Source organism: Paraglaciecola sp. (assembly GCF_039943935.1).
Taxonomy (GTDB): Bacteria; Pseudomonadota; Gammaproteobacteria; order Enterobacterales; family Alteromonadaceae; genus Paraglaciecola.
In genome coordinates, this window is record NZ_JBDUZQ010000006.1 from 14,851 (window position 1) to 37,285 (window position 22,435).

A 22,435-nucleotide genomic window follows, 5' to 3' on the forward strand; every position below is an offset into this window, starting at 1 on the left:
TTCCCCAAAGTGTTTATTTTCGTTTATTGATGTTTGATAAAATTAAGCTGTTTTATCATCAAAATGTAAGTTTATTGGTGAGTTCGGATAAGTATGTTTGTTACTTATTTTTACTCATTATTTTTCTATGCCTGTTATCTCCTAAAGCAATGGCGATAGAGTGTAAAAAACTAGCAAACTGGCAACGAGTAGATATTAATGAAGATGCATTACTATTACCCGTACTTAGATTAAATGGTAGACCTATTTCAGCTAGTATTGATGTCTTCCCCCACAACGAGCGATTTTTGGTACCGGTATCAACCTTAGAATCGGTTTTTAAGTTAGGTTGGAGTATCGATATTGCTGCAGCCACCTTCAATTTTAACAATTCAAGTCAGCTTATTGATTTTTGTGATTTTGACATTGACCTAACAGAGCAAGACGATCCCCATGGGTATTTTTGGGCGAGAGATGATTTTGATATCTATATAGATCTTAGAGCCTTGGATACTATTTTAGGGGGGAGTTATGCTTTTAATTATGAATTACTCCACTTAAATATATTTAACGATAAGCCATTTTCTGGCTTAAAAAATGAAGTTAACGTCACTGTGCCAACGTTCGAAGGACCAGCGGAAATGCAACCTTCTAGAAGGGTTGCCGATCAATATCATGTTATTTCTCCCCCTTTAATTCACTATAGGGTCAATGGCTCTCATGATTCAAGCTTAGGTACATCAAAGTTAAGTGGCAATTTAAACGGCTTTTTTGATTTGTTTAAGCACGAAACTGAGCTGCGTATAAACGCTAATCAAGATACCAGTAATCAATACCTGCGGCTAAGTAAAAATTTAGATATCAGTGGCGCTGACCAATCCGTGAGCCTATTAAGATACGAATTAGGGGATATACAGTTACACAGTGATGAGCTTATCTATAGTTCCAAACAAGGTGCTGGCGTATCTATATTTAATTTCGATCCAAACTACTCCCGCTCATTTACAACTTCAACACTAGAGGAGGTTGTACTACCTGGTTGGAGAGTACAATTGTTTCGAAACGGACAATTTATAGCCGAGGTGTTTAGCGACGATGAAAATAGAGCTGTGTTTGAAAATGTTGATACATTTTATGGCAATAATTTGTTCGAGTTTAAATTGTATGGACCTGAAGGTCAGCAAGAAACCCGAACTCAAACCATCAATGTTGGCAATGAACAGCTATCTCCTGGCCGGTTTAACTATTTAGTAAATGTATCAGATGCAAGTAAGCGTTTTATTGATGAAGATAATGAAGAGAGCACATTTGACAAAAATGTTTCTGGATTAATTTCCTACGGATTAACAGGAAATACAACAGTAGAAGCATCCGTTCATTCGTTGCAGGGAGCAGGACAAAAACAAAAATACCTATCTTCAGCTTTATATATGAATTTCTCAGCTGCAGCGTTCAAGAGTCAAGTTGTAAAGGACTTGAATGCCGGCGGTGCGATTTTTACTGGTATTAATACAAGCCTTTTTGATAATAGATTACGTGCGAACCTAAGTTATCGGATTTTTAATAACTTTGAAAGTGATGCTTATGCCGCTTCTCGTGACTTAAAATCAGAAACTCGTACGCGCTTTAATGGAAGGCTTGATTGGTTAAAAGGCGCTAGCTGGGGATTAAATTACTTGCATCGTAGCTATAATAACCAATCAGATGACAACGTATATTCAGTCAATTTTAATAAAAACCTACTAGGTGGGACATTTTCAACAACACTGAGTCGAAATGAAGGTATTGAAGATGAAACTTTAGGACAAACCCTTTATTGGTCCAAAAACTTTAATGGGTGGCAAATCTCTAACTCTATGTCTTGGTTACCTTTTGATGCTCAAGAGGTGCTGAATTATTACTCTAATATTCGTTGGCCACAACAATATAGTACTTACAATGAAAGTAGGATTGATTATAGGCCCTCAAGGGAACACAAATTTGAATTAAGGCACCAACTGAATTGGAGAAGAAAACAGTTTAATTTACAGTTTGGTACAACGGTAAATAATGGTGGTGAGTGGACAGTGAACATTGGTATCGCTGGGGATATCGAATATAACCCTTATGAAAAGGACCTTGATTTCTACCAACCTAGGGGCTCGAATATAGCTAATATAAGGGCCTTTGCTTTTTTAGATAATAATCGTAACTCAATTTTTGATAGTGATGATTCGGCATTAGATGCTGTGACTGTGTCTGGAAATCATGCATGGCGAGAGTTAAAAACCAATAAAATGGGAAACATTCAATTAGCAACGACAAAGCGTGAACAAAAAATTTCAATAGATGACGCTAGCTTACCTGACCCGTATATGACTGCCATCGATGAAATGGTTCTGGTAAATACCCACAAGGGAGGGGTTAATACTGTTTCCTTACCAGTAGTGACCTTTAACGATATTGAAGGGGCTGTTTATAGAGTGAAAAATAATAATAGCCGAGGTGCATCTGATCTTAAAATACGTTTAATTAATCAAGATTTAGAGCTTATATCTGAAACTATTTCAGAAGTAGATGGCTTTTTCTTTTTTACGCAAATACCCCCTGGGCAATACCAGATTCAAGTTGACCCTGATTTCCTTACCTTAAATGAATTAACCATTTTAAATCTGCCAAAAATTATTGAAGCCCCAAATGAGGGAGACTCCGTTAGGATCAATGATCTCTTATTAGTTAACCAGGCTTTAAGTGAGTTTGTTGAAACAGCTACATCAGAACAAAAAGAGTTGTACTTTGTTCAACTTGGCGCTTTTAAGAAGTTTCGGTCAATTTATGAAGTTATTAAACATCTACCAACCGATGAATTTAGTTTAAAAATATTCCGAAATCATGATAAAGCTATGAGCCATGTTGCAATAGGTGGATTTAAAACAATCGATGGAGCAAAAAGAGCAATAAAGCGGATAGCTCATATACAGCCACTTGAACATATCTTTATTAATAGAGGTGAGAGGTATTATTCTTCAGGGTGGGATTTAGAATTTCAACTGAATGATTTTAGTGATTATCTAGATGCTTCTCATAAAAAAATAAAGTTGGCGAATCCTAAAATGCGTCTATGTCAGCTAGCATCCTATCGTTCAATGACCTCAATAAGGCAAGTTTTGTTTGATAATCAACCCAATGTACATATTGTCAGGCGTGTAGTTTCAGGTAAGCGTTTTTATACATTATTAGGTGTGTTGCAAGATAAGTCTGCAAATTGTGCAACTGAGTTTTACGGGGTAACACCAGAGTTGCCGATAGAAATTGGTGTTGAGAAGATAGTGGCAACCTTAGATGAGCCTTAAAGCCTATAAAAAAGTTTTTTGGATTATTACGTTAGAGTAATAGGGTTAATCACCTTGAACATGTGGCTTAAAACTACTTTTATTTCTAAACCATAAAGCTGTCAAAAATAGTCCTAAAGATAAACACCATATTGGAAAGTATCCGAAGGAGCGGTAAATTGTGTGGCCTGAAACTTGTTTTACGTGTTCACTCAGTACGCCAGCTTCAAATTGGGGTAAACGACTCTGAATTGCGCCAGTATGATCAATAAAGGCTGTAATACCGTTGTTAGTAGCACGTAATACAGGCAAACCGAACTCTTTTGCTCTGACTTGAGCTATTTCTAAGTGTTGATCTGGTCCATGTGATGCACCAAACCAAGCGTCATTACTAACCGTAATGATAAAATCAGTGTCATGATAAAGATTAGCAGAAATTTGTGTTGGAAAAGCAATTTCAAAACAAATCGCGGGAGCAAAGTGATAACCCTTTGCGAGTAAATTTTCTTGTTTATATGCTCCTCTACTAAAAGAAGACATAGGCAAGTCAAAGATGGGAGCTAAGCCTCTTATCCAGTTTTCAAAAGGAATAAACTCACCTATTGGTAACAGGTGATGTTTAGTAAATCGGTTGTTATGAAAGTAATGATAGTGCCCTTTATTTAAATGTTCGTCTTCTGTTGATGTGGGGTGTTTTAAGCCGAGTCCAATTAAATTGTTGTAAGCTTCTCTGGTTTCGAAGTTGTAATTGACTATGCCCGTTATTAAACCAACCTGATTTTCAGCCGCCACTTGATCAAGCTCTGCAAGGTACTCTTGTGCAATGGGTTCTAGCTTTGGAATGGCGGCCTCTGGCCATATAATGACATCACTTTGCCAATGTGATGCAGTCATATTGCGATATTTTTCCATAGTGGGCTGATCTTGTTCTGGAGCCCAACGCAGCGCTTGTTGGATATTACCTTGAACCATTGCAACATTAACGACATCACCTGTAGGTTTTGCCCATTGATGGGTATTTAAAACTGCCCCAGAAACAAGTATGACAATAATTAGAAAGGCTGTTTGTCCCCAATTTTTGCTAGGTAACCAAATAGCTATACTGGTACCTAAAAGAACGACTATGGTACTAACACCAATTTCACCTAATACAGGCATCCATCCTGATAAAGGCCCTGAAAGTTGCGCATACCCCAAAGACAGCCAAGGGAAGCCAGTAAACAACCAACCACGGAGTGTTTCAAAAAACAGCCAGATTAGGGGCAGTGCTAAAGGCCAGTGTTTAACATCAAAATATTTTTTCAATAATAAACTTGATAAGGCAGGGTAAATGGCTAAATAACCACATAAAAGCAACATTAATGCAATTGAAGCGATTAAAGGGATGCCGCCAAAGTCTGCAATACTAACGTGAACCCAACTGATACCTGCACCAAACCAGCCTAAGCCAAAAGCAAAGCCTAATTTAAAGGCTTGGTTTTTTTGTACACATGTTAAGAGGTAGATAAAGCTCGAAAACCCCAGTAACATCAACCACCATAGAGAAAAAGGGGCGTAACAAAAAGTTAAACTAGCACCAGATAGTAAAGCGAGAAATAACTTAACCTTTAATGGTATTTGGTTAACTTTTGTCAAAGTGTTGTGATTAGCCTTCATCTTCAGGCAACGTAACCTTCAACTGCAGTAGTCTGCGTTTATCGGAATTAGTTACTTTAAATTCTATTCCCTCAATGGTGACTTTTTCGTCTCTTTGCGGAAGGTGGCCGAATGCTTTTAGAACAATACCACCAATAGTGTCGGCGTCTTCTTCATTAAAGTTAGTTTCAAAAAACTTATTGAAATCTTCTAACGTAGTTAATGCTTTAACAGAATAAGTGTATTTATTGAGGGGGCGAATACCGTCATAATCGTCTTCTTCTACGTCATGTTCATCTTCAATTTCACCAACGATTAGTTCGAGTATATCTTCTATGGTAACTAAGCCAGATACTCCTCCATACTCATCAACCACAATGGCCATATGATAACGTTTCTGTCTAAATTCTTTTAATAATACATCGACACGTTTACTTTCTGGGACAATCACTGCAGGGCGTAGAATATTTTTTAATTCAAATTCTTTACCGGGGATAAATGCATATTCTAGTAAATCTTTGGCCAGTAAAATTCCTTCAATGTGGTCTTTGTCTTCGTTTATAACAGGAAAACGAGAGTGCGCAGATTCAAGTAAAATAGGTAGAAACTCTTCTACACCCTGGTCAATTTCTATTGTCTTCATTTGCGCCCGTGGGATCATTATATCCCGTACGCGCATTTCGCTGACTTCCATGACTCCTTCGAGCATTTCTTTGGTCTCAGGATTTATGACCTCACGTTGTTCCGCCTCTGCAATGACGCCAAACAATTCTTCCTTATTTTGCGGTTCTCCCGTAAAGGTCTGGACTATTTTATCTATCCAGCCTTTGTTGGCAGAACCGTTTGTAGACGGGGGATTATCTTCGCTCATGATCTCGTTATTTTGTGGTTTAAGAAAAATGTTACCAAACTTATGAAGCTTAGCTTGTTGTATCTAGATCTGCATCATTAATGATCTTGGTAGGGGTCGTCAATGGATAATTGTTTTAAAATAGCAATTTCTAGTGCTTCCATTTCATTTGCTTCAGTATCTTCAATATGATCAAAGCCTAATAAGTGCAAACATCCGTGGACAATCATATGTGCCCAATGGTCTAAATTTTGTTTGTTTTGTAGTTTAGCTTCTGCCTCGACTACCTGACTACAGACGACCAAATCACCTAATAGACTCGGAATTTTGATATCTTCATTGGCATCCTGTCGTGATAATACTTCAGGCACTTCAAAAGGAAAAGATAAGATGTTTGTGGGTTTATCTTTGCCTCTATAATCTAGGTTAAGTGCCTGACTTTCTTCAATATCAACTAAGCGTACTGTGATTTCTTGCGCTGTTAAATTTTGGTGAGCAAGTACAGTATTGAGCCACAATTGAATCTTGTCTTTTGTTGGGATAACGGTAGATGTTGTGGCTATTTGTAAATCGACAATGGTGCTCACAATTTGTTTACCTATTAATTATCATTCTGTTTGGCTAAAGCATCTTGTAGCGCTCTTTTCTCTATGCGCTCTTTTTCTTTCTGGCCTTCATGCTCTTCATATGCCGTTACAATTCTTGCCACGACAGGGTGACGAACTACATCACCGGCACTGAAAAAATTAAATGAAATATCATTTACATCTTTTAGTACTTCTATGGCATGCCTAAGTCCAGATCGTACGCCTCGAGGTAAATCAACCTGAGTAATATCACCAGTAATAACCGCTTGAGAGTTAAACCCGATACGGGTTAAGAACATTTTCATTTGTTCTACTGTTGTATTTTGACTTTCATCTAAGATGATGAATGCATCATTTAAGGTGCGGCCACGCATATAGGCGAGGGGAGCGACTTCAATGACATTACGCTCAATGAGTTTTTCTACTTTTTCAAAGCCCAACATTTCGAACAAGGCATCATATAAAGGCCGTAGATAAGGATCGACTTTTTGTGATAGATCTCCCGGTAGAAAACCTAATTTTTCACCCGCTTCTACCGCTGGACGAGTTAATAAGATCCGTCGAATCTCTTGCCTTTCGAGAGCTTCAACTGCACAGGCAACAGCTAAATAGGTTTTACCTGTTCCTGCAGGGCCAACTCCAAAACTAATATCGTGATTCATAATATTAGCTACATATTGAGACTGATTAGGGTTACGGGGCTTAATTACGCCACGCTTTGTTTTAATGTGGATCTCTTTACCATAGTGACCCGCCTCAGCTCGCTCCAAACATTTAGACTCTTGAATGGCTAAGTGCACCTTGTCTGGTTGTATATCCGGTATTTCACCTCTGATGGGCTGAGTTTCTAAATATAACAATTTTAGTAATTCGACAGCTCCACTTGATTGCTGAGATTGCCCTGTGACTTTAAACTCGTTATTTCGGTAGGTAATTTCAACCCCTAATCTACGTTCAATTTGTTTGATGTTGTCATCAAAAGGCCCGCATAAACTTGATAAACGTTTATGATCTGAAGGTTCTAGTAAAAATTCACTGCTTGTAAGTTCGCTCAAGTAATTGTTCTCTATATCTTTTGTATATTGATTGGCTTTAATTCATTTAAGGGGCAAAAGTAGCCACACCTAACTCATCAATATTCGCTGTGTTTTTAGCCAATAGGGTTTGCGGTGATAGATCGTTACGTAAATCCATTTCGGCTTCGGTTCTTACCAGGTTGCCACGTAATGAGTTAGCAAATACATCTGTTATTGCTATATCGACAAACTTACCAATCATATCTGGCGTGCCTTCAAAGTTCACCACTCGATTATTTTCTGTCCTGCCGCTGAGTTCCATTGGATTTTTCTTTGATGGGCCTTCAACTAAAATACGTTGTTCGGTATCAAGCATATTCCTAGCAATGCGAAGGGCTTGTTGGTTGATACGTTGTTGCAACAAACTCAAACGCTGCTTTTTAGTCTCTTCGGTTACGTCATCGGGTAAATCTGCTGCGGGTGTACCCGGTCGAGCACTATAGATAAAGCTGAAGCTTAAATCGAAATCCATAGCTTGAATTAGGTTCATGGTCGCTTCAAAATCGGCATCACTTTCTCCGGGGAAACCAATAATAAAATCTGAAGACATGCTTAAATTAGGTCTGATTTTTCTTAATTTACGAATTTTAGATTTGTATTCAATGGCCGTGTGACCACGCTTCATAAGATTCAGTATACGATCCGCTCCTGATTGAACTGGCAAATGTAGGTGGTCTACAAGCTCAGGAATATTTGCATAGGCGTCTATTATGTCGTCGGTAAACTCCACTGGGTGAGAAGTAGTATAACGAATGCGATCGATGCCATTAATTGACGCGACTAACTCTAATAGTTCTGCGAAGGTACACATTGTGCCATCATAGTTAGGGCCTCTAAAGGCATTCACGTTTTGACCAAGTAGGTTGACTTCTCGAACCCCTTGTTCTGCCAATTGGGCTATTTCTAGCAACACATCATCAACTGGACGGCTAACTTCTTCGCCCCTAGTGTAAGGAACAACACAGAATGTACAGTATTTTGAACAACCTTCCATAATAGAGACAAACGCAGAAGGGCCATCAGCTTTCGGTTCAGGTAAACGATCGAACTTTTCGATTTCAGGAAAGCTAACGTCTACGACAGATTTGTCACCGCCCTTGATCTGATTAATCATTTCAGGCAAGCGATGTAAGGTTTGTGGCCCAAAGATTACATCTACAAATGGTGCTCGTTTACGAATAGTTTCGCCTTCTTGAGACGCTACGCAACCGCCTACACCTATAATAAGTTCAGGTTTATCTTTTTTGAGGTTTTTCCAACGACCGAGTTGGTGGAATACTTTTTCTTGAGCTTTCTCGCGAATAGAACAGGTATTTAGCAAAATCACGTCTGCTTCTTCTGCTTCATTAGTGGCCTCATAACCATGGGTAGAGTCTAATAAATCTGCCATTTTTTCCGAGTCATACTCGTTCATTTGGCAACCCCAAGTTTTAATAAATAGCTTTTTTGTCATAACAGATTTTTTAATTTACCCTACCATTTACGGACACTAACCTATCTAAGTGATGCCCTAATTCTACGCACTAAAAATGAACCGAGCATTTTACTTGTTATTTGTAGAAATCGCTACTTTTAGCGCAATCTAAAGCAGCTTTGAATTTGATGGTCATGGATAAGTGGTTTTGTTTTGATTTGGGGATACCTTGAAGGCTTTTGAGTTGTTATGCTAATCACAATCAATAACAAAGAGTTAAATAAAATTAGATGCAAAATTTACATAATATTTCGGTAGGTGCAATTGAAGTGGCTAACCACAAACCTTTCGTTCTGTTTGGTGGTATGAACGTGCTTGAGTCTCGTGATTTGGCAATGAAAATTGCTGAGCATTATAAGGAGGTAACCACTAAGCTTAATATCCCTTATGTATTTAAGGCGTCTTTTGATAAGGCAAATCGTTCTTCTGTTAATTCTTACCGTGGCCCAGGTTTGGAAGAAGGGTTAAAAATATTTGAAGAAATTAAGACTACTTTCGATGTGCCATTGATCACGGATGTTCATGAGCCCGATCAAGCAGCGCCAGTCGCTGAAGTGGTAGATGTAATACAGTTACCCGCTTTCTTAGCTAGGCAAACAGACCTAGTCGTGGCAATGGCCAAAACTAACGCCGTGATTAATGTCAAAAAGCCACAGTTTTTGGCTGCCCATGAAATGCGCCACATTATTACTAAATTTGGTGAAGCGGGTAACAGTAAAATTTTATTATGTGAACGGGGCTCGTGTTACGGATACAACAACCTAGTGGTTGACATGCTAGCAATGGATGAGATGAAAGCTTATGCCCCTGTTATTTTTGATGCTACTCATGCATTACAAAAACCTGGCGGGCGAACAGATTCCGCTGATGGTAGGCGAGCTCAAGCAGCTCAACTTGCTAGAAGTGGCATGGCCTTGGGGTTAGGTGGATTATTTATTGAAGCACATCCTAATCCAAATGAAGCTAAATGTGATGGCCCTTGTGCATTAGCATTAGATAAGTTAGAACCCTATTTACAACAAATGAAGTCGTTAGATGACTTAGTGAAAGGTTTTGAGCCTTTAGATACGAGTGCAAATTAAGATAAGTATGGGTTAAGTAAGTTTGCTGTGTCGGCACCTGAATGCAATGGTATGCAACGGTTCGACACAGCGCTAACTTACTAAATCAATGTTAACGAGCAGATAAACCAAAAAACGAATTAGTCGGCGATGATGACCTTAAATTTGAATTTCGGTAATTGGTCATTATTACTTCTAACTAATTCATTTGTTTGAAGTTCAAGTGCTGCAGTGTTTATTTCTTTTGCAATGTCTGCTTGTGAGACTGGGGCTTTCGTAAAGCCAAGCATAGTCGTAATATTTTGCTTTATTTGCGCTTCAAGGCTAGATTCTTGAATGGTTTCATTAATTTTTGCATTAGCTGTTGATGTTGATAAAAATGCAATGATAAGTAAAGAACTGAGTATAGCTTGTGTAAATATGTTTTTCATTTTGTTAACCTTAAGTTTGATAATGTAAGTTAAATTTATTTTTTCTAAATTCGTTAATCTGCTTTTTAAATTTGTTAATTGTTTTAAAACAATTAATTTCTTCTACGGGTTAAATTCTAAACAATTTTTTAATTATTCTAAAATGACTATTTGTATTGTTGCGCATTAGAAAAACTAATGATTAAATGTGTTTTAACGATTATTCACGGTGCCGATTCTTATGCCTAGGCGTTTACCTCCATTAAATTCATTAAAAGCCTTCGAAGCTGCTGCTAGGCACTTGAGTTTTACCAAAGCTGCTGACGAGCTATTTGTGACTCAAGCTGCGGTGAGTCATCAAATCAAAGCTTTAGAAGATTTCTTATCAATGAAACTATTTGTACGTAAGAACCGTGCATTGTTTTTGACTGAAGAGGGACAGAGTTATTATCTTGATTTGAAGGAAATTTTTCGAGGATTGCATGAAGCTACGGATAAGTTAGTTGCAAAAGGGGAGAAAGGTGCGATTACTGTGGCGCTGCAAACAAGTTTTGCCATTCAGTGGTTGGTGCCCAGAATTAATCAATTTACCCAAATTAATCCAGATATAGATATTAGAATAAAAGCAGTTGATGGAGATGAAGGTTTCTTAACCGACGATGTGGATGTAGCTATCTACTTTGGTCGGGGAAAGTGGGCCGGTCTAGTGGCTGATAAATTACATACCGAATATTTAACGCCGGTTTGCTCCCCTTTATTATTTCAAGGAGATAATCCTTTATATAAATTAGATGATCTTTCTAAACATGTATTATTACATGACTTATCCAGAGAGCCTTGGGAGGGGTGGATTAAACACTTTAATGTGTTAGGGGTAAATGTAAATCAAGGGCCAATTTTCAGCCACTCTATGATGGTGCAACAAGCTGCGGCTTTAGGGCAAGGAATCGCATTAGGTCATAGTGTTTTGGCCAGGCAAGAAATAGAAGCCGGGCGTTTAGTATGCCCATTTGACGAAAAACTCATTGTAAAAAATGCATACTATTTAGTGTGTCACCAATCACAGGCAGAGTTGGGTAAAATTACTGCATTTCGTGAATGGCTTTTAGAAGAAGTAGCGGCAGACCAAATTGATCAAGACTTTTATTAATAAAGCAGATAATGCTATTGCAACCTTTGTGTTTGCTCATGGTGCGGGGGCTGGGCAAAGCAGTGATTTTATGGCGCTTGTGGCAGAAGGAATAAGCCAGCACCACATAAATGTAGTGCGTTTTAATTTTGCTTACATGCAGTTAGCTGAGGAGCTGGGCAGAAGACGACCCCCTGACAGGGCTGACAAGTTAATCATTCATTATAAAAGTGTTTTGTCAGAACTAAGTAGTTGCGTACCCGTTTTTATTGGCGGTAAGTCTATGGGAGGGAGAATAGCCAGTATGCTATTAGAAGACTCGAATGCTAAAGGTTGTATTTGTATGGGGTACCCATTTCATCCACCTGCAAAGCCCAAAAAATTGCGTACCGAACATCTGCAGAACCTGCAGAAGCCTTTGTTAGTTTTACAAGGTGAGCGAGATAACTTTGGTACCAAAGACGAGATAGATGGTTATTTAATGTCTAGTAACGTACAAGTAATTTATCTTACTGATGGAGATCACAGTTTTAAACCTAGAAAAAAATCGGGCGTAACCTTGGCCCAAAATATAAATAATGCGGTTCAAGAGTCGGTAATGTTCATAAATAGAAATCTATGAGGCACACCAATCTTTTAACTTTTTGATATTTACGCTAGATATTTGGTTAGATAGTTAGTTAGGGTTTTTGATACTATAGCTTTCAATGATTTATATCTGACTTTACTCTTTAAAAACTCCTTCACTAGCGAGTCATGAATGAAATTAATATTGTTTTTTGCAGCCTTTAGCGGAATGTTATCGGTCATTTTGGGAGCGTTCGCTGCCCATGGCCTTAAAGGTAAATTATCAGATAAAATGTTGGATACCTTTCAGGTTGGTGTGCAATATCAGATGTACCATAGTCTAGCGCTAATTTTATTGGTTATTTTATATCGTCAAATGCCTCAGTCTTTAATGATTTATAGTGCTGGGTTTATGGTGGCAGGGATCATTTTCTTCAGTGGTAGTTTATATGTATTGGCTATCACACAAATTAAATGGTTTGGTCCAATTACGCCACTTGGGGGCTTATTTTTTATTGTGGGCTGGGCGTTATTGTTGGCTTCTGCTTTAAAGGGAGTGAATTAAATTATGGCAGGTTTAGTTTTATATTGCCGTAGTGGTTTTGAAAATGATGTTGCCAATGAAGTTCAAGAAAAAGCAAGCCTATTAAATGTGTATGGCTACGTTGAAGCAAAAAGTAATAGCGGCTTTGTTTTGTTCCATTGTTATCAACAAGAGCACGCAGAGCTCTTAAGTAAAAAGTTAGATTTTAGTCGATTGATATTTGCGAGGCAGCACTTTGCTTGCCAGCAAATTATTGAAAATATGGATATAACAGACAGAATTAGCCCTTTAATAGAGGCGACTGTTGATTTTCCATTATGCGGTGAGTTAAGAGTCGAGTATGCAGATACAACTGATGGTCGAGAGTTATCTAAATTTTGCAGAAAGATAAGCGTACCGTTAAGGCAAGCTCTGCGTAAAAAGAATAAGTTAACCAATAAAGACAATCCTAAAAAACCAGTTTTGCATGTGTTTTTTACCAAAAATAACAAAGCTTATATTGGTTATTCATTTACACATAATAACTCTCCTTTGCACTTAGGCATTATGCGATTGAAATTTCCCTTTGATGCTCCTAGCCGTTCCACATTGAAGCTAGATGAGGCCTTTCAAACCTTTATTCCAAAGGGTGAACATAATGTCCGTTTGCAAGGAGGGTTACAGGCTGTCGACTTGGGAGCTTGCCCAGGTGGTTGGACTTATCAACTGGTTAAACGGGGGATGTTTGTTCAAGCCGTAGATAATGGTGCTATGGACGAAGCATTAATGGAAACAGGGCAGGTGACTTATTGTCCAGAAGACGGTTTTAAATTTCAGCCCAAAAAGAAAAATATTTATTGGCTGGTGTGCGACATGATTGAGCAGCCTCAGCGCGTGGCTAAATTAATGGCTACATGGGTGGTAGAGCAGCGTTGCAAAGAAGCTATGTTCAATTTGAAGTTACCCATGAAAAGGCGTTATGAGTCGGTGCAAGGTGCGTTGACAATAATTGAAGAGGTAATGAAAAATGCCAATGCAGGCCGTTACCAAATGCAAACCAAACATTTGTATCACAATAGAGAAGAAGTAACGGTTCACTTAAGATTATTAAACGGCTAATAAAGGTTGATAAGGGCTCTCTAATTTTAAAAAGCAAGCTAATGAATGAAAGCCAGTTGGATAAAGTAACCTATGCCTGTTTAATACGTTAACATATCTCACTTAGATTGAAATGTATCCGATTAACTTGGTGTTAATCGGATAACTAACAATTATTTATTGATCTAAGGGTGTTTCGAACTCTTCAGATAATTCAAAATCACCGCTAACTTTAGTTATTTTGTTATCCTCAAATTCTATGGTGAGTTCCTTACGAAAATCTTCACCACGATTTTTCATCCCTCGCTTCATTTTGTAAATATAATACCAAGTGTTATGGTCAAAGGCGTCTTCTAGAACAGGTTTGCCTAATACATATTCAACCTGCTCTTTGGTCATATCAATCCTAAGTTTCTTAACTTCCTTTTCATCTAAAAAGTTACCTTGGGGTATATCGATACGAAAAATCCAATCAGCACAGGCCGACAACATAATGGTGGTTATTAAAATAACTGATAAATTCTTAAACTTCATTTTTACTCAATATCTTGGCGTTTGAAAAAGCAATAAATCGCTAACGTTGGGTTAAACCCTAAACATTTGGCGAAGCATCCTAACCCAGCCATAACAGCTCAATCAATCCTTAATTACTATGAATTACTGATTTCTAGTAATTCTCTGGCATTAGCCATTGCAGACTCGGTTAGTGTGTCTCCTGCTAGTAGACGTGCCAACTCTTCAATTCGTTCACTTTCTTGTAAAGAAATCATATGAGTTTCTGTGGTATTTTTATCGCTGAACTTAGTAACAAACATCTGATTATGAGCTCTGGCAGCCACTTGAGGTAAATGAGTAACACAAATAACTTGGGTCGATTCTCCTAATTTTCTAAGTAATTGGCCCACTACAGAGGCAGTTGAACCACTTATTCCACTGTCTACTTCATCAAATATCATCGTAGCAATATCACAACTACTCGAACTAATTACTTGAATAGCTAAACCTATACGGGATAATTCACCACCAGAGACTACTTTTTCAAGATTATCTTTCGCCTGGCCTTTATTGGTAGATACCATAAAGTGCACACTGTCTAATCCTAAATTATGCGGGGTACCATGTTCGTCATGATTTATTGCTATTTCAAACTGAGTATCAGCCATATTCATCTGATGAACATGCTGTTCTACTTCTTTAGCGAAGGCTTTTGCTGACTTTTTACGTGATGTACTTAACCGTAAGGCTGCTTTTCGATAATCACTTTCAACAACCAACAATTGTTCTTTTAACTCCTCTAGTAATGAATCATCTTGAACTAGGGTTTTGTATTCTGTATTCAAATCTTGATGAAACTCAAATAAAGTTTCAGGTTGAACATTATGCTTACGAGACAAGTTAAGGGCCTGAGAATATCTAGCTTCAACATTTTGCATTCTCATTGGGTCTATTTCTAACTGTTCTGTGTAGGCCCTTAATTCATTTGCAGCTTCATCTATTTGTATACATGCCTCCGTTAGCATCGAAACAATGGGCGTTAAACTAGGGTCATGATCTTGTAGCTCTGTTAATCTGTCTACACTGCCTTGTACAGCGGATAAAGCGTTAAAGTCATCGGCTTCGTATAGCTGATGAAAACTAATTTGGCTTTGTTCTAATAATGTCTGGCTGTGACTTAATTTTTTATGTTCACTTTCTAACTCATGAAACTCGCCTTCCAACAATGCAAACTCGTCAAGTTCTTGTATTTGATAAGACAGGAGTTGGCTGCGGTCAGCCCTTTGTTGTTGTCCTTCAAGCAAACTCTGATACTGTCGTTTTTGAATTTTTAACGTTTGATAACTGGCAGATACTTTTTCTATTAGGTGCTGATGCTCAGCATATTGATCAAGTAAGTCTCTTTGGTTGTCACTTTTTAATATATGTTGATGGGCATGTTGCCCGTGAATGCTCAATAAAAGCTGCCCAAGGTTTCTTAATTGCTGCAATGGCACTGGGGTACCGTTAATAAAGGCTTTTGAGCGTCCCTCAGAAGATACTACGCGACGAATGATCACTTCATCTGCGTCTGCTAATTCGTGCTGCTCTAGCCAGCTTAACGCTGCTTTTAAATTTTTAATGTAAAATGTTGCACTGACTTCTGCTTTCGCCGCCCCAGTTCTAACCATGCCACTATCTGCACGTTCTCCTAAACATAAGCCCAAGGCATCAACAGATATGGACTTACCCGCACCAGTTTCTCCGGTTATGGCTGTCATGCCTTGAATAAAATCGACATTTAAGGTTTTTACCACTGCAAAATTGCGAATAGATAAATGAGTAAGCATGAAACACAGCTCCAATTCATGTTTAAATATACAGTATATGTAAATATAAACAGCTGTTAGGCTTGTGTCCAGTATTTAGTTGGTTTTATGTTTTATTAATATAGCTTGCTGCCCCAACTTAATTTTGTGCGTAGTACATTGAAATAGTTATAACCTTTTGGATGTATCAAAGTTAATTTTGCAGGGTTTTTAGATATTTTAATTTCATCGCCGGGCAATACTGTCAGTACTATGTGGCTATCACAGCTAACTTGCAGATTATCGGTGTTTTCTGGGGACACTTTTAATGTCACAGTGCTATTAGCATCAACCACTATGGGGCGACTACTCAATGTATGTGGGAACATGGGCACTAAACTTAAGGCGTCTAATTTAGGAGTTAATATTGCACCGCCACCGGATAAAGAATAGGCAGTTGAGCCTGTAGGTGTTGCCACGATCAAACCATCGGAGCGTTGACTAAAGACAAACTGCTCGTCTAAATAGACCTCAAACTCCATCATGTGCGCCACTTTTCCATGGTGCAATACCACTTCATTTACGGCAGAGTCTTTACTCTGTAATTCTCCATCTCTATAAACGGCGACTTCCAACAAAAAGCGCTGTTCAACCTTACATTCGTCGTCAAATATACTGTCTAATTGGGGTTCTATATCATCGGGATTGATGTCTGTTAAAAAACCTAAGTTACCTCTGTTGATACCTACAACCCCAACATTATATTCAGCAAGAACGCGTGCTGCACCCAACATATTGCCGTCACCACCCACCACTATGGCTAAGTCTGCTTGCCGACCAATGTCTTCAATGCTACATACTTCTACATCTTGGCCGTCTAAATTGCTGGCTGTATTGGTTTCTACTAAAATGTTGCACCCTCGCTCATTCAAATAAACGAGTAATGCACTTAAACTGATTTTAGCACCTTGATGTGCTTGCTTACCTATTAAACCAACGGTTTTAAACTTCATTTAAAATGTCATTAACTATATTTTTCTTGAGTATAACCAAGTGGGTGTTTGAAAGTCATATCTTTTAGTTTTATTGATAACAAATAAATTACATATAGAACCTAAAAAATTAGTTTTACTGATTGACTGTTAGATTTATCAATCTCTATAGTAGCGCCATATTTTATTATCAAACGAGAGAAGTATCAGGCTTTATGGGACCATTAATGATTGATGTGTCGGGGTATGAACTGACACCAGAAGAAATAGATATTCTCGACCATCCATTAATTGGAGGCTTAATATTATTTACCCGCAATTACCATGACCAAACACAGTTAAAAGATTTGATACGGCATATAAAAGAAGTGAGCCGCAACGATATTTTACTTGCCACAGATCATGAAGGGGGCAGGGTACAGAGGTTTAAGCATGGGTTTAGTAAAATACCTGCTATGGGAGATATACTTCAGCTCTCAAAAAGGCATCAGATTGATACCGACTCATTCACTCGGCAGCTAGGTTGGTTGATGGCAGTCGAGTTATTAGCGTTTAACATTGATATCAGTTTTGCTCCTGTTTTAGATATTAACGGAATCTCGGAAGTAATAGGGGATAGAGGCTTTCATCAATCACCACAACAAATAGTAAGGTTAGCCAGCGAGTTTATTCGTGGTATGCGAGAGGCTGGCATGAGAGCGACTGGTAAACATTTTCCAGGGCATGGTAACGTCTTAGAAGACTCTCATGTGGCTATACCTATTGATCGTCGCAGTAAACAACAAATATTTGAATTAGATATGGCAATCTTTTCAGAAATAAATAAACAAGGATTACTAGATGCTGTTATGCCAGCTCATGTTATTTACCCTGATGTAGATGATTTACCGGCTGGCTTTTCTCGTAAATGGATCCAACAAATACTACGTAACGATTTAGGGTTTAGGGGCGTCGTGTTTTCAGACGACTTGTCCATGCAAGGTGCGGTGCAAATGGGAGGCATTGTTGATAGGGCTAAGTTAGCTATAACTGCAGGTTGTGACATGGTTTTGGTGTGTAATGACCCTAGTGGTGCGATAAAAGTTATTGATGGTTTACCTACAAATGTTGTTATGAATGATTTGAGTAGTAAAAGAGTTAAAGGATTAAAATCATCTAGCTCGGTTGATTTTAAAACGTTACAAAAATCACAACAATATCTGGATATTGCCTACATCCTGCACTCTATAACCGAGGCCAAAGAGTCATTGTAATGGCTAAGGCTTGCTACATTCATTTGTCATTTATGCTCTTATACAGGGCATAAATAGATTAAGCAGCAACGGCTATAGGTAAAAAATGTTGTTTATCCGCAATTTTCTAATCTTTGGCTTATGAAGTTAACTTTATATAACCTTTGGCATTATTGCTGCTTGGCCAATGTGTTGCCGCAGTTCGGTGAATTAATTTGAGAGAAATTTACATGTTAAAAAATTCAACTTTAAAAAGAACATCTTATTTAGCCTTTAGCTTAGTGGCCTTGTTATCCACAAATTTACAAGCTGCATCATTTGATTGGGGAGAGCTAGAAAAACAAAAAATAGATTTAAAGTTACCTTTATTAACCGTTCAAGGTGAGAAGGGGCTGTTAGCATGTGCTTATGTCGACGTCGCCACCTGTGAAAAAACAGGTGAAGCTTGTGCAATTGTGTCAGGAGTAAAAACTCACAGTGACATGCTATCTCGACCAATTGTTGCTTTGTCTAGTGCAGCTAAAGCCTTAGGGGTAAAAAAAGGAATGTTGGGGTCAGAGGCATTAGAGATTTTACGATAAGTAAAACCTTATTAAGTCAATAAAGGGATATCCACTTAGGTAATCCCTTTTTTTGTATTCACTTTGTACAGTTTAAATGCTGTAATTTTGATGATGTTGGTTGTATAAACCTTCAACATTTACCGCATCGGTTCGTTGATATTTCTCATCAATTAGCTTGCCTCGCCAGTGTTGTTTTGCGTGCGTGTCTGCTGATACTTCTCGCACTAACTCAAAAATTGCTTTTACAATATTATTGTTTTGTTTTTGTTCTGCCATTTGCAGATATACCATGCGGCTTAAGTTAGGTTCTATCATCCTTATAGGGCGAACTTGACCACTTTGTTCTAAATGAAAAGTGGCCGAAGACGGACATATTAAAAGCCCTACACCTTGTGTAACGTAATGAAGTGTTGTCATCAATTGCCCAAACCCTCTTTTAGATTTGAGTTTTATACCATGTTTCTGGGCTTCTAACTGAAGCAGCTGGGTTAGTGCATCTTTCTGTTCTGGAACAAAAATTTCGTAATGCTGTAAGTCACTAAATGGCAAGTTAGAATATAACGCTAATTCACTATAAGAAGGATTTTGTGGTTGTTTTGAAATATAAAGAAATAAATCTTCATCAATTATTGGGAGTGCTTTAGAGCTAGTGTTGATATTCATAGGGGTAAAGCATAGCGCTAGGTCGATACTACCTTCAGCTAACCATTTTTCTACTTCAAAACTAGGCCCTATCCGATAAACCAGTTCAATATTTGCAAACCTATGCTCAAGCTCTTTCAACAAAGGAATAGACAGCACATTACAATTAGACTGGCTAAGTCCTAATATCACTTTACCTTTGTATTCAGACTGATCACCTGCCAAATCTGATTTTGCGGCTTGCATTTGCCCCATTATGAGCTGCGCATGTTTTTCGAATTTTTTTCCAGCGTCAGTTAACTCCACTCCTCTGAAGTCCCGAGCAAATAATTTAGACTTGAGCTCGTGCTCTAAATTAGCTAACTGTAAGCTTATAGCCGGTTGGGCTACATCCAAATGCCGGGCAGCAGCTGTAATACTACCTTGCTCAGCAGTGACTAAAAAATATTGTAGTTGCTTAGAATTCATAGGCTTTCATCCTATTTCTACTGCCTTAATCATTATTATAGTTACGCCTTTATTATCATTTTCTTCATCAATGATAGAACTTATTGAGCATGTTTAAATTTCACAAATATATCTAATTCCCACTATTATAAATAAATAATCGTAATTATTCTGCGCTTTACTATCAGTTATTTGAATTGTAAAAATTTATGTCAGCCAATGCCTAGCGAGGGTTGCAGACTAGATATATATTTATTATGTACCTGAACAATATTTATGTGACTTCTGCCATATTCATACTATTTGTATTATGACATGAAGATTTAGTTGTTGTATTGCTTTTAAAATAACAAGGTATTTATCAAATCACTTTATGTTGAATATTACTAGAAGACAATTTCTTACTATGGTTGGGGCTGCTGGCGGCTCTTCGGCGTTACTCAAAACATCATTAGCTTTAGGCCTAATGCCCGATGAGCCATACACAGGTCCTGTAAAGGTTAAACCTGCTGCTAAGGGCCAAAAACCTACTGCACTTATATTAGGTGCAGGGCTTGCAGGTTTGTCAACGGCACTTGAATTAGAAAGAGCTGGATACGACTGTACCATTTTAGAGGCCTCATTCAGACCTGGTGGTCGTAATCTTACTGTTCGTAATGGTGATAAGATTGACGAAATGGGTAACCCTCAGATTTGTCAATTCGACAAGCAAGAAAATCTGTATTTCAACTGTGGTCCTGCCCGAATTCCTGGCCACCATAGACGTCTTTTGCATTATTGTAAAACTCTGCATGTACCGCTACAAATTAAAGCCAACAGTAGCAAAATGGCTTATTTTCAGGATGATAAGTCTCTAGGGGGTAAGCCTAAACGTATAGTCGAATACCATACAGACGTTCGTGGCCTGATGTCAGAGTTATTATGGAAGTCTGCTGATTCTAATCAGTTCGATCAATTATTAAGTAAAGAAGATGTGGCTAAGTTAAAGAGGTTCTCGAAGACCTATGGTGATTTAACTGAAAATGGTAAGTACATTGGGAGCGACCGAGGGGGCTCTACTAAAGACCGCATGCTTGACCATCCATCACCACACGCACCAATTGAGTTGAAAGCTATGTTAGACAGTAGTTTTTGGTATGGCGGGCTGTTGGGGTCTGAGACCTATGATTGGGCTGAGCCTTTAATGGAGCCTACTGGGGGCATGGATAATGTCATTAAAGCATTTTTAAGAAACTTAAAGAAACAACCTGTACTAAATGCACAAGTTAAGAAAATCTTTAATCGAGACAACGGCGTAGAAGTGACCTATGAGCATGGAGGTCAATTCCATACAGTTAAGGCAGACTACTGCTTTAATAATATTCCAGCCCATTTTATGGCTGGTATTGAAAATAATTTCTCAGACACATATCAGTCTGGTTTAAATGCTATTAAACGAGGTCATTTGTTTAAGATTGCTTATCAAATGAAAGAACGTTTTTGGGAAAATGACGGTATTTATGGTGGCATTAGTTATTCAAAAGATGCCATTGGTCAAATTTGGTACCCATCCCATGACATACATGCTCAGAAAGGTATTTTGTTGGGTGCCTATACTTGGGATGAAAAATCTACCAAGATGTTTGAGGCTCTTTCCCAAGAAGAGCGCCTTAAATCAGGTGCTGTGTCAGGAGAGAAAATACATCCTGGGTTTAGTCAGTATATTGAGAATGGAATAACTATTCCTTGGTCTAGAATGAATCACCAAATGGGTTGCGGTTTGCGTATGTCCCATGAGAATTTTGAAAAATATTATCATATGCTTCAAAAACCTGAAGGCCGTCACTTTATGATTGGTGATCAGATTAGCCACCACACAGGTTGGCAAGAAGGTGCATTAGCTTCAAGTGAACAAGCCTTGCAGCAACTAAATAAAATGTTAGCAGCCAACTTTAATATTGGAGAGTCCAATTATGTTAGCTAAACGATGTTTATTATTACTTGTGTCTGGTTTTTTTGCATTTCATCTCGGTGCAGAAGAAGTGCCGACTCCTGTTGGCTTAGAATATTGTACTGTTTGTCATGGCGCACAATTAAAGGGCAATGAAAACATCCAAGCCCCAAGGCTATCTGGATTATCTGATTGGTATTTAGAGCGCCAGTTACTGAATTTTAAAGGCAGAATTCGAGGTGATCACCCCGATAATATAACTGGCGGAGAAATGATGCTAATGGCTAGGAATCTAAGTGATAAGGAAATCAAAGACATAGTTGCATGGGTAACGGCTACAGATTCACCTAAACCTTTGGCGACTATTGACGCTGATATAAAAGCGGGTGAAGTGCTTTATCAAACCTGTTCTGCATGTCATGGCCCTAAAGCTGCGGGTAACAAATTGCTCGGTGCGCCTAATTTGAGCGGATTAAATGATTGGTATATATTTAATCAGCTCAATCAATTTAGATTAGGCATGCGCGGCACCCATTCATCAGACTCTTACGGTCAACAGATGCGAGCGGTAAGCGGTGTGATTACTTCAGAAAAAGATGCTGCGAACGTGGCGGCATTCATTCATCAATTAAAATAGTAGGAATTAA

20 protein-coding genes are annotated in these 22,435 nt (G+C 38.3%); 10 read left to right on the forward strand and 10 right to left on the reverse strand.

Annotated elements, in window-relative coordinates; translation table 11 throughout:
* The first annotated feature begins 29 nt into the window (after positions 1–29).
* Positions 30–3,311: a hypothetical protein gene (locus ABJD71_RS03545; RefSeq protein ID WP_348164639.1), complete on the forward strand. Its 3,282-nt coding sequence runs from the start codon at positions 30–32 to the stop codon at positions 3,309–3,311.
* Between the two features lie 45 nt (positions 3,312–3,356).
* Here ABJD71_RS03545 and lnt read toward each other — a convergent pair whose 3' ends face one another.
* The 5 genes from lnt to miaB form a co-directional block, all read right to left on the reverse strand.
* A complete protein-coding gene (gene lnt, locus ABJD71_RS03550; protein ID WP_348164642.1) occupies positions 3,357–4,946 on the reverse strand; it encodes an apolipoprotein N-acyltransferase in 1,590 nt (529 codons plus the stop codon).
* A complete protein-coding gene (gene corC / locus ABJD71_RS03555; protein WP_348164644.1) occupies positions 4,936–5,796 on the reverse strand; it encodes a CNNM family magnesium/cobalt transport protein CorC in 861 nt (286 codons plus the stop codon). The genes lnt and corC overlap by 11 nt, the downstream gene beginning before the upstream one ends.
* A gap of 77 nt (positions 5,797–5,873) precedes the next feature.
* Positions 5,874–6,362 carry an rRNA maturation RNase YbeY gene (gene ybeY, locus ABJD71_RS03560; RefSeq protein WP_348164647.1) on the reverse strand — a complete coding sequence of 163 codons (489 nt, stop codon included), beginning with the start codon at positions 6,360–6,362 and terminating at the stop codon, positions 5,874–5,876.
* 14 nt (positions 6,363–6,376) lie between these two features.
* Positions 6,377–7,417: a PhoH family protein gene (locus ABJD71_RS03565; protein ID WP_348164650.1), complete on the reverse strand. Its 1,041-nt coding sequence runs from the start codon at positions 7,415–7,417 to the stop codon at positions 6,377–6,379.
* A gap of 46 nt (positions 7,418–7,463) precedes the next feature.
* A complete protein-coding gene (gene miaB, locus ABJD71_RS03570; RefSeq protein WP_348164653.1) occupies positions 7,464–8,891 on the reverse strand; it encodes a tRNA (N6-isopentenyl adenosine(37)-C2)-methylthiotransferase MiaB in 1,428 nt (475 codons plus the stop codon).
* Between the two features lie 251 nt (positions 8,892–9,142).
* On the opposite strand from miaB, the gene kdsA reads away from it, so the two are divergent.
* Positions 9,143–9,994 (forward strand): 3-deoxy-8-phosphooctulonate synthase, encoded by an 852-nt coding sequence (kdsA, locus tag ABJD71_RS03575; protein WP_348164656.1) that lies wholly within the window; start codon positions 9,143–9,145, stop codon positions 9,992–9,994.
* Positions 9,995–10,113: 119 nt separating this feature from the next.
* Here the strand turns inward: kdsA and ABJD71_RS03580 are convergent, their stop codons facing one another.
* Positions 10,114–10,404: a hypothetical protein gene (locus tag ABJD71_RS03580; RefSeq protein ID WP_348164658.1), complete on the reverse strand. Its 291-nt coding sequence runs from the start codon at positions 10,402–10,404 to the stop codon at positions 10,114–10,116.
* Positions 10,405–10,624: 220 nt separating this feature from the next.
* Here ABJD71_RS03580 and ABJD71_RS03585 point away from each other — a divergent pair, with 220 nt between their 5' ends.
* From ABJD71_RS03585 to rlmM, 4 genes are all read left to right on the forward strand, one after another.
* Positions 10,625–11,533 (forward strand): transcriptional regulator GcvA, encoded by a 909-nt coding sequence (locus ABJD71_RS03585; RefSeq protein ID WP_348164661.1) that lies wholly within the window; start codon positions 10,625–10,627, stop codon positions 11,531–11,533.
* A complete protein-coding gene (locus tag ABJD71_RS03590) occupies positions 11,514–12,134 on the forward strand; it encodes an alpha/beta family hydrolase (protein ID WP_348164664.1) in 621 nt (206 codons plus the stop codon). Before ABJD71_RS03585 ends, ABJD71_RS03590 begins: the two co-directional genes overlap by 20 nt.
* A 138-nt stretch (positions 12,135–12,272) precedes the next feature.
* Entirely contained in the window at positions 12,273–12,644 is a 372-nt protein-coding gene (locus ABJD71_RS03595; protein WP_348164667.1) for a DUF423 domain-containing protein, read from the forward strand.
* 3 nt (positions 12,645–12,647) lie between these two features.
* A complete protein-coding gene (gene rlmM / locus ABJD71_RS03600; protein WP_348164670.1) occupies positions 12,648–13,721 on the forward strand; it encodes a 23S rRNA (cytidine(2498)-2'-O)-methyltransferase RlmM in 1,074 nt (357 codons plus the stop codon).
* Between the two features lie 156 nt (positions 13,722–13,877).
* Here the strand turns inward: rlmM and bamE are convergent, their stop codons facing one another.
* The 3 genes from bamE to nadK all read right to left on the reverse strand — a co-directional run bounded on the left by bamE (position 13,878) and on the right by nadK (position 16,995).
* Positions 13,878–14,234, reverse strand: a complete 357-nt coding sequence (bamE, locus tag ABJD71_RS03605; RefSeq protein WP_348164673.1) for an outer membrane protein assembly factor BamE — start codon at positions 14,232–14,234, stop codon at positions 13,878–13,880.
* 116 nt (positions 14,235–14,350) lie between these two features.
* Complete coding sequence (gene recN, locus ABJD71_RS03610) at positions 14,351–16,024, reverse strand: DNA repair protein RecN (protein ID WP_348164676.1); 1,674 nt, start codon at positions 16,022–16,024, stop codon at positions 14,351–14,353.
* 95 nt (positions 16,025–16,119) lie between these two features.
* Positions 16,120–16,995, reverse strand: a complete 876-nt coding sequence (nadK, locus tag ABJD71_RS03615) for an NAD(+) kinase (RefSeq protein ID WP_348164679.1) — start codon at positions 16,993–16,995, stop codon at positions 16,120–16,122.
* A 194-nt stretch (positions 16,996–17,189) separates the two neighbouring features.
* Here nadK and nagZ point away from each other — a divergent pair, with 194 nt between their 5' ends.
* Complete coding sequence (nagZ, locus tag ABJD71_RS03620; RefSeq protein ID WP_348164682.1) at positions 17,190–18,227, forward strand: beta-N-acetylhexosaminidase; 1,038 nt, start codon at positions 17,190–17,192, stop codon at positions 18,225–18,227.
* 209 nt (positions 18,228–18,436) lie between these two features.
* Positions 18,437–18,787, forward strand: coding sequence for a DUF1805 domain-containing protein (locus ABJD71_RS03625; RefSeq protein ID WP_348164685.1), 351 nt, complete (start codon positions 18,437–18,439; stop codon positions 18,785–18,787).
* A 72-nt stretch (positions 18,788–18,859) separates the two neighbouring features.
* Here ABJD71_RS03625 and ABJD71_RS03630 read toward each other — a convergent pair whose 3' ends face one another.
* Complete coding sequence (locus tag ABJD71_RS03630) at positions 18,860–19,879, reverse strand: LysR family transcriptional regulator (RefSeq protein ID WP_348164688.1); 1,020 nt, start codon at positions 19,877–19,879, stop codon at positions 18,860–18,862.
* 352 nt (positions 19,880–20,231) lie between these two features.
* On the opposite strand from ABJD71_RS03630, the gene ABJD71_RS03635 reads away from it, so the two are divergent.
* Together ABJD71_RS03635 and ABJD71_RS03640 are read left to right on the forward strand one after the other, a co-directional pair.
* A complete protein-coding gene (locus ABJD71_RS03635) occupies positions 20,232–21,821 on the forward strand; it encodes an FAD-dependent oxidoreductase (RefSeq protein ID WP_348164691.1) in 1,590 nt (529 codons plus the stop codon).
* Positions 21,811–22,425 (forward strand): c-type cytochrome, encoded by a 615-nt coding sequence (locus tag ABJD71_RS03640; protein ID WP_348164693.1) that lies wholly within the window; start codon positions 21,811–21,813, stop codon positions 22,423–22,425. Before ABJD71_RS03635 ends, ABJD71_RS03640 begins: the two co-directional genes overlap by 11 nt.
* The last annotated feature ends 10 nt before the right edge of the window (positions 22,426–22,435 follow it).

What these genes read in the sequence shown, in the direction of transcription:
- recN (WP_348164676.1), bottom strand. Translation starts at nt 16,024, where the DNA reads ATGCTTACTCATTTATCTATTCGCAATTTTGCAGTGGTAAAAACCTTA.
- ABJD71_RS03635 (WP_348164691.1), top strand. Translation starts at nt 20,232, where the DNA reads ATGTTGAATATTACTAGAAGACAATTTCTTACTATGGTTGGGGCTGCT.
- ABJD71_RS03595 (WP_348164667.1), top strand. Translation starts at nt 12,273, where the DNA reads ATGAAATTAATATTGTTTTTTGCAGCCTTTAGCGGAATGTTATCGGTC.
- ABJD71_RS03625 (WP_348164685.1), top strand. Translation starts at nt 18,437, where the DNA reads ATGTTAAAAAATTCAACTTTAAAAAGAACATCTTATTTAGCCTTTAGC.
- miaB (WP_348164653.1), bottom strand. Translation starts at nt 8,891, where the DNA reads ATGACAAAAAAGCTATTTATTAAAACTTGGGGTTGCCAAATGAACGAG.
- bamE (WP_348164673.1), bottom strand. Translation starts at nt 14,234, where the DNA reads ATGAAGTTTAAGAATTTATCAGTTATTTTAATAACCACCATTATGTTG.
- nagZ (WP_348164682.1), top strand. Translation starts at nt 17,190, where the DNA reads ATGGGACCATTAATGATTGATGTGTCGGGGTATGAACTGACACCAGAA.
- ABJD71_RS03545 (WP_348164639.1), top strand. Translation starts at nt 30, where the DNA reads ATGTTTGATAAAATTAAGCTGTTTTATCATCAAAATGTAAGTTTATTG.
- nadK (WP_348164679.1), bottom strand. Translation starts at nt 16,995, where the DNA reads ATGAAGTTTAAAACCGTTGGTTTAATAGGTAAGCAAGCACATCAAGGT.
- ABJD71_RS03640 (WP_348164693.1), top strand. Translation starts at nt 21,811, where the DNA reads ATGTTAGCTAAACGATGTTTATTATTACTTGTGTCTGGTTTTTTTGCA.
- ABJD71_RS03580 (WP_348164658.1), bottom strand. Translation starts at nt 10,404, where the DNA reads ATGAAAAACATATTTACACAAGCTATACTCAGTTCTTTACTTATCATT.
- ABJD71_RS03630 (WP_348164688.1), bottom strand. Translation starts at nt 19,879, where the DNA reads ATGAATTCTAAGCAACTACAATATTTTTTAGTCACTGCTGAGCAAGGT.
- kdsA (WP_348164656.1), top strand. Translation starts at nt 9,143, where the DNA reads ATGCAAAATTTACATAATATTTCGGTAGGTGCAATTGAAGTGGCTAAC.
- ABJD71_RS03585 (WP_348164661.1), top strand. Translation starts at nt 10,625, where the DNA reads ATGCCTAGGCGTTTACCTCCATTAAATTCATTAAAAGCCTTCGAAGCT.
- corC (WP_348164644.1), bottom strand. Translation starts at nt 5,796, where the DNA reads ATGAGCGAAGATAATCCCCCGTCTACAAACGGTTCTGCCAACAAAGGC.
- lnt (WP_348164642.1), bottom strand. Translation starts at nt 4,946, where the DNA reads ATGAAGGCTAATCACAACACTTTGACAAAAGTTAACCAAATACCATTA.
- rlmM (WP_348164670.1), top strand. Translation starts at nt 12,648, where the DNA reads ATGGCAGGTTTAGTTTTATATTGCCGTAGTGGTTTTGAAAATGATGTT.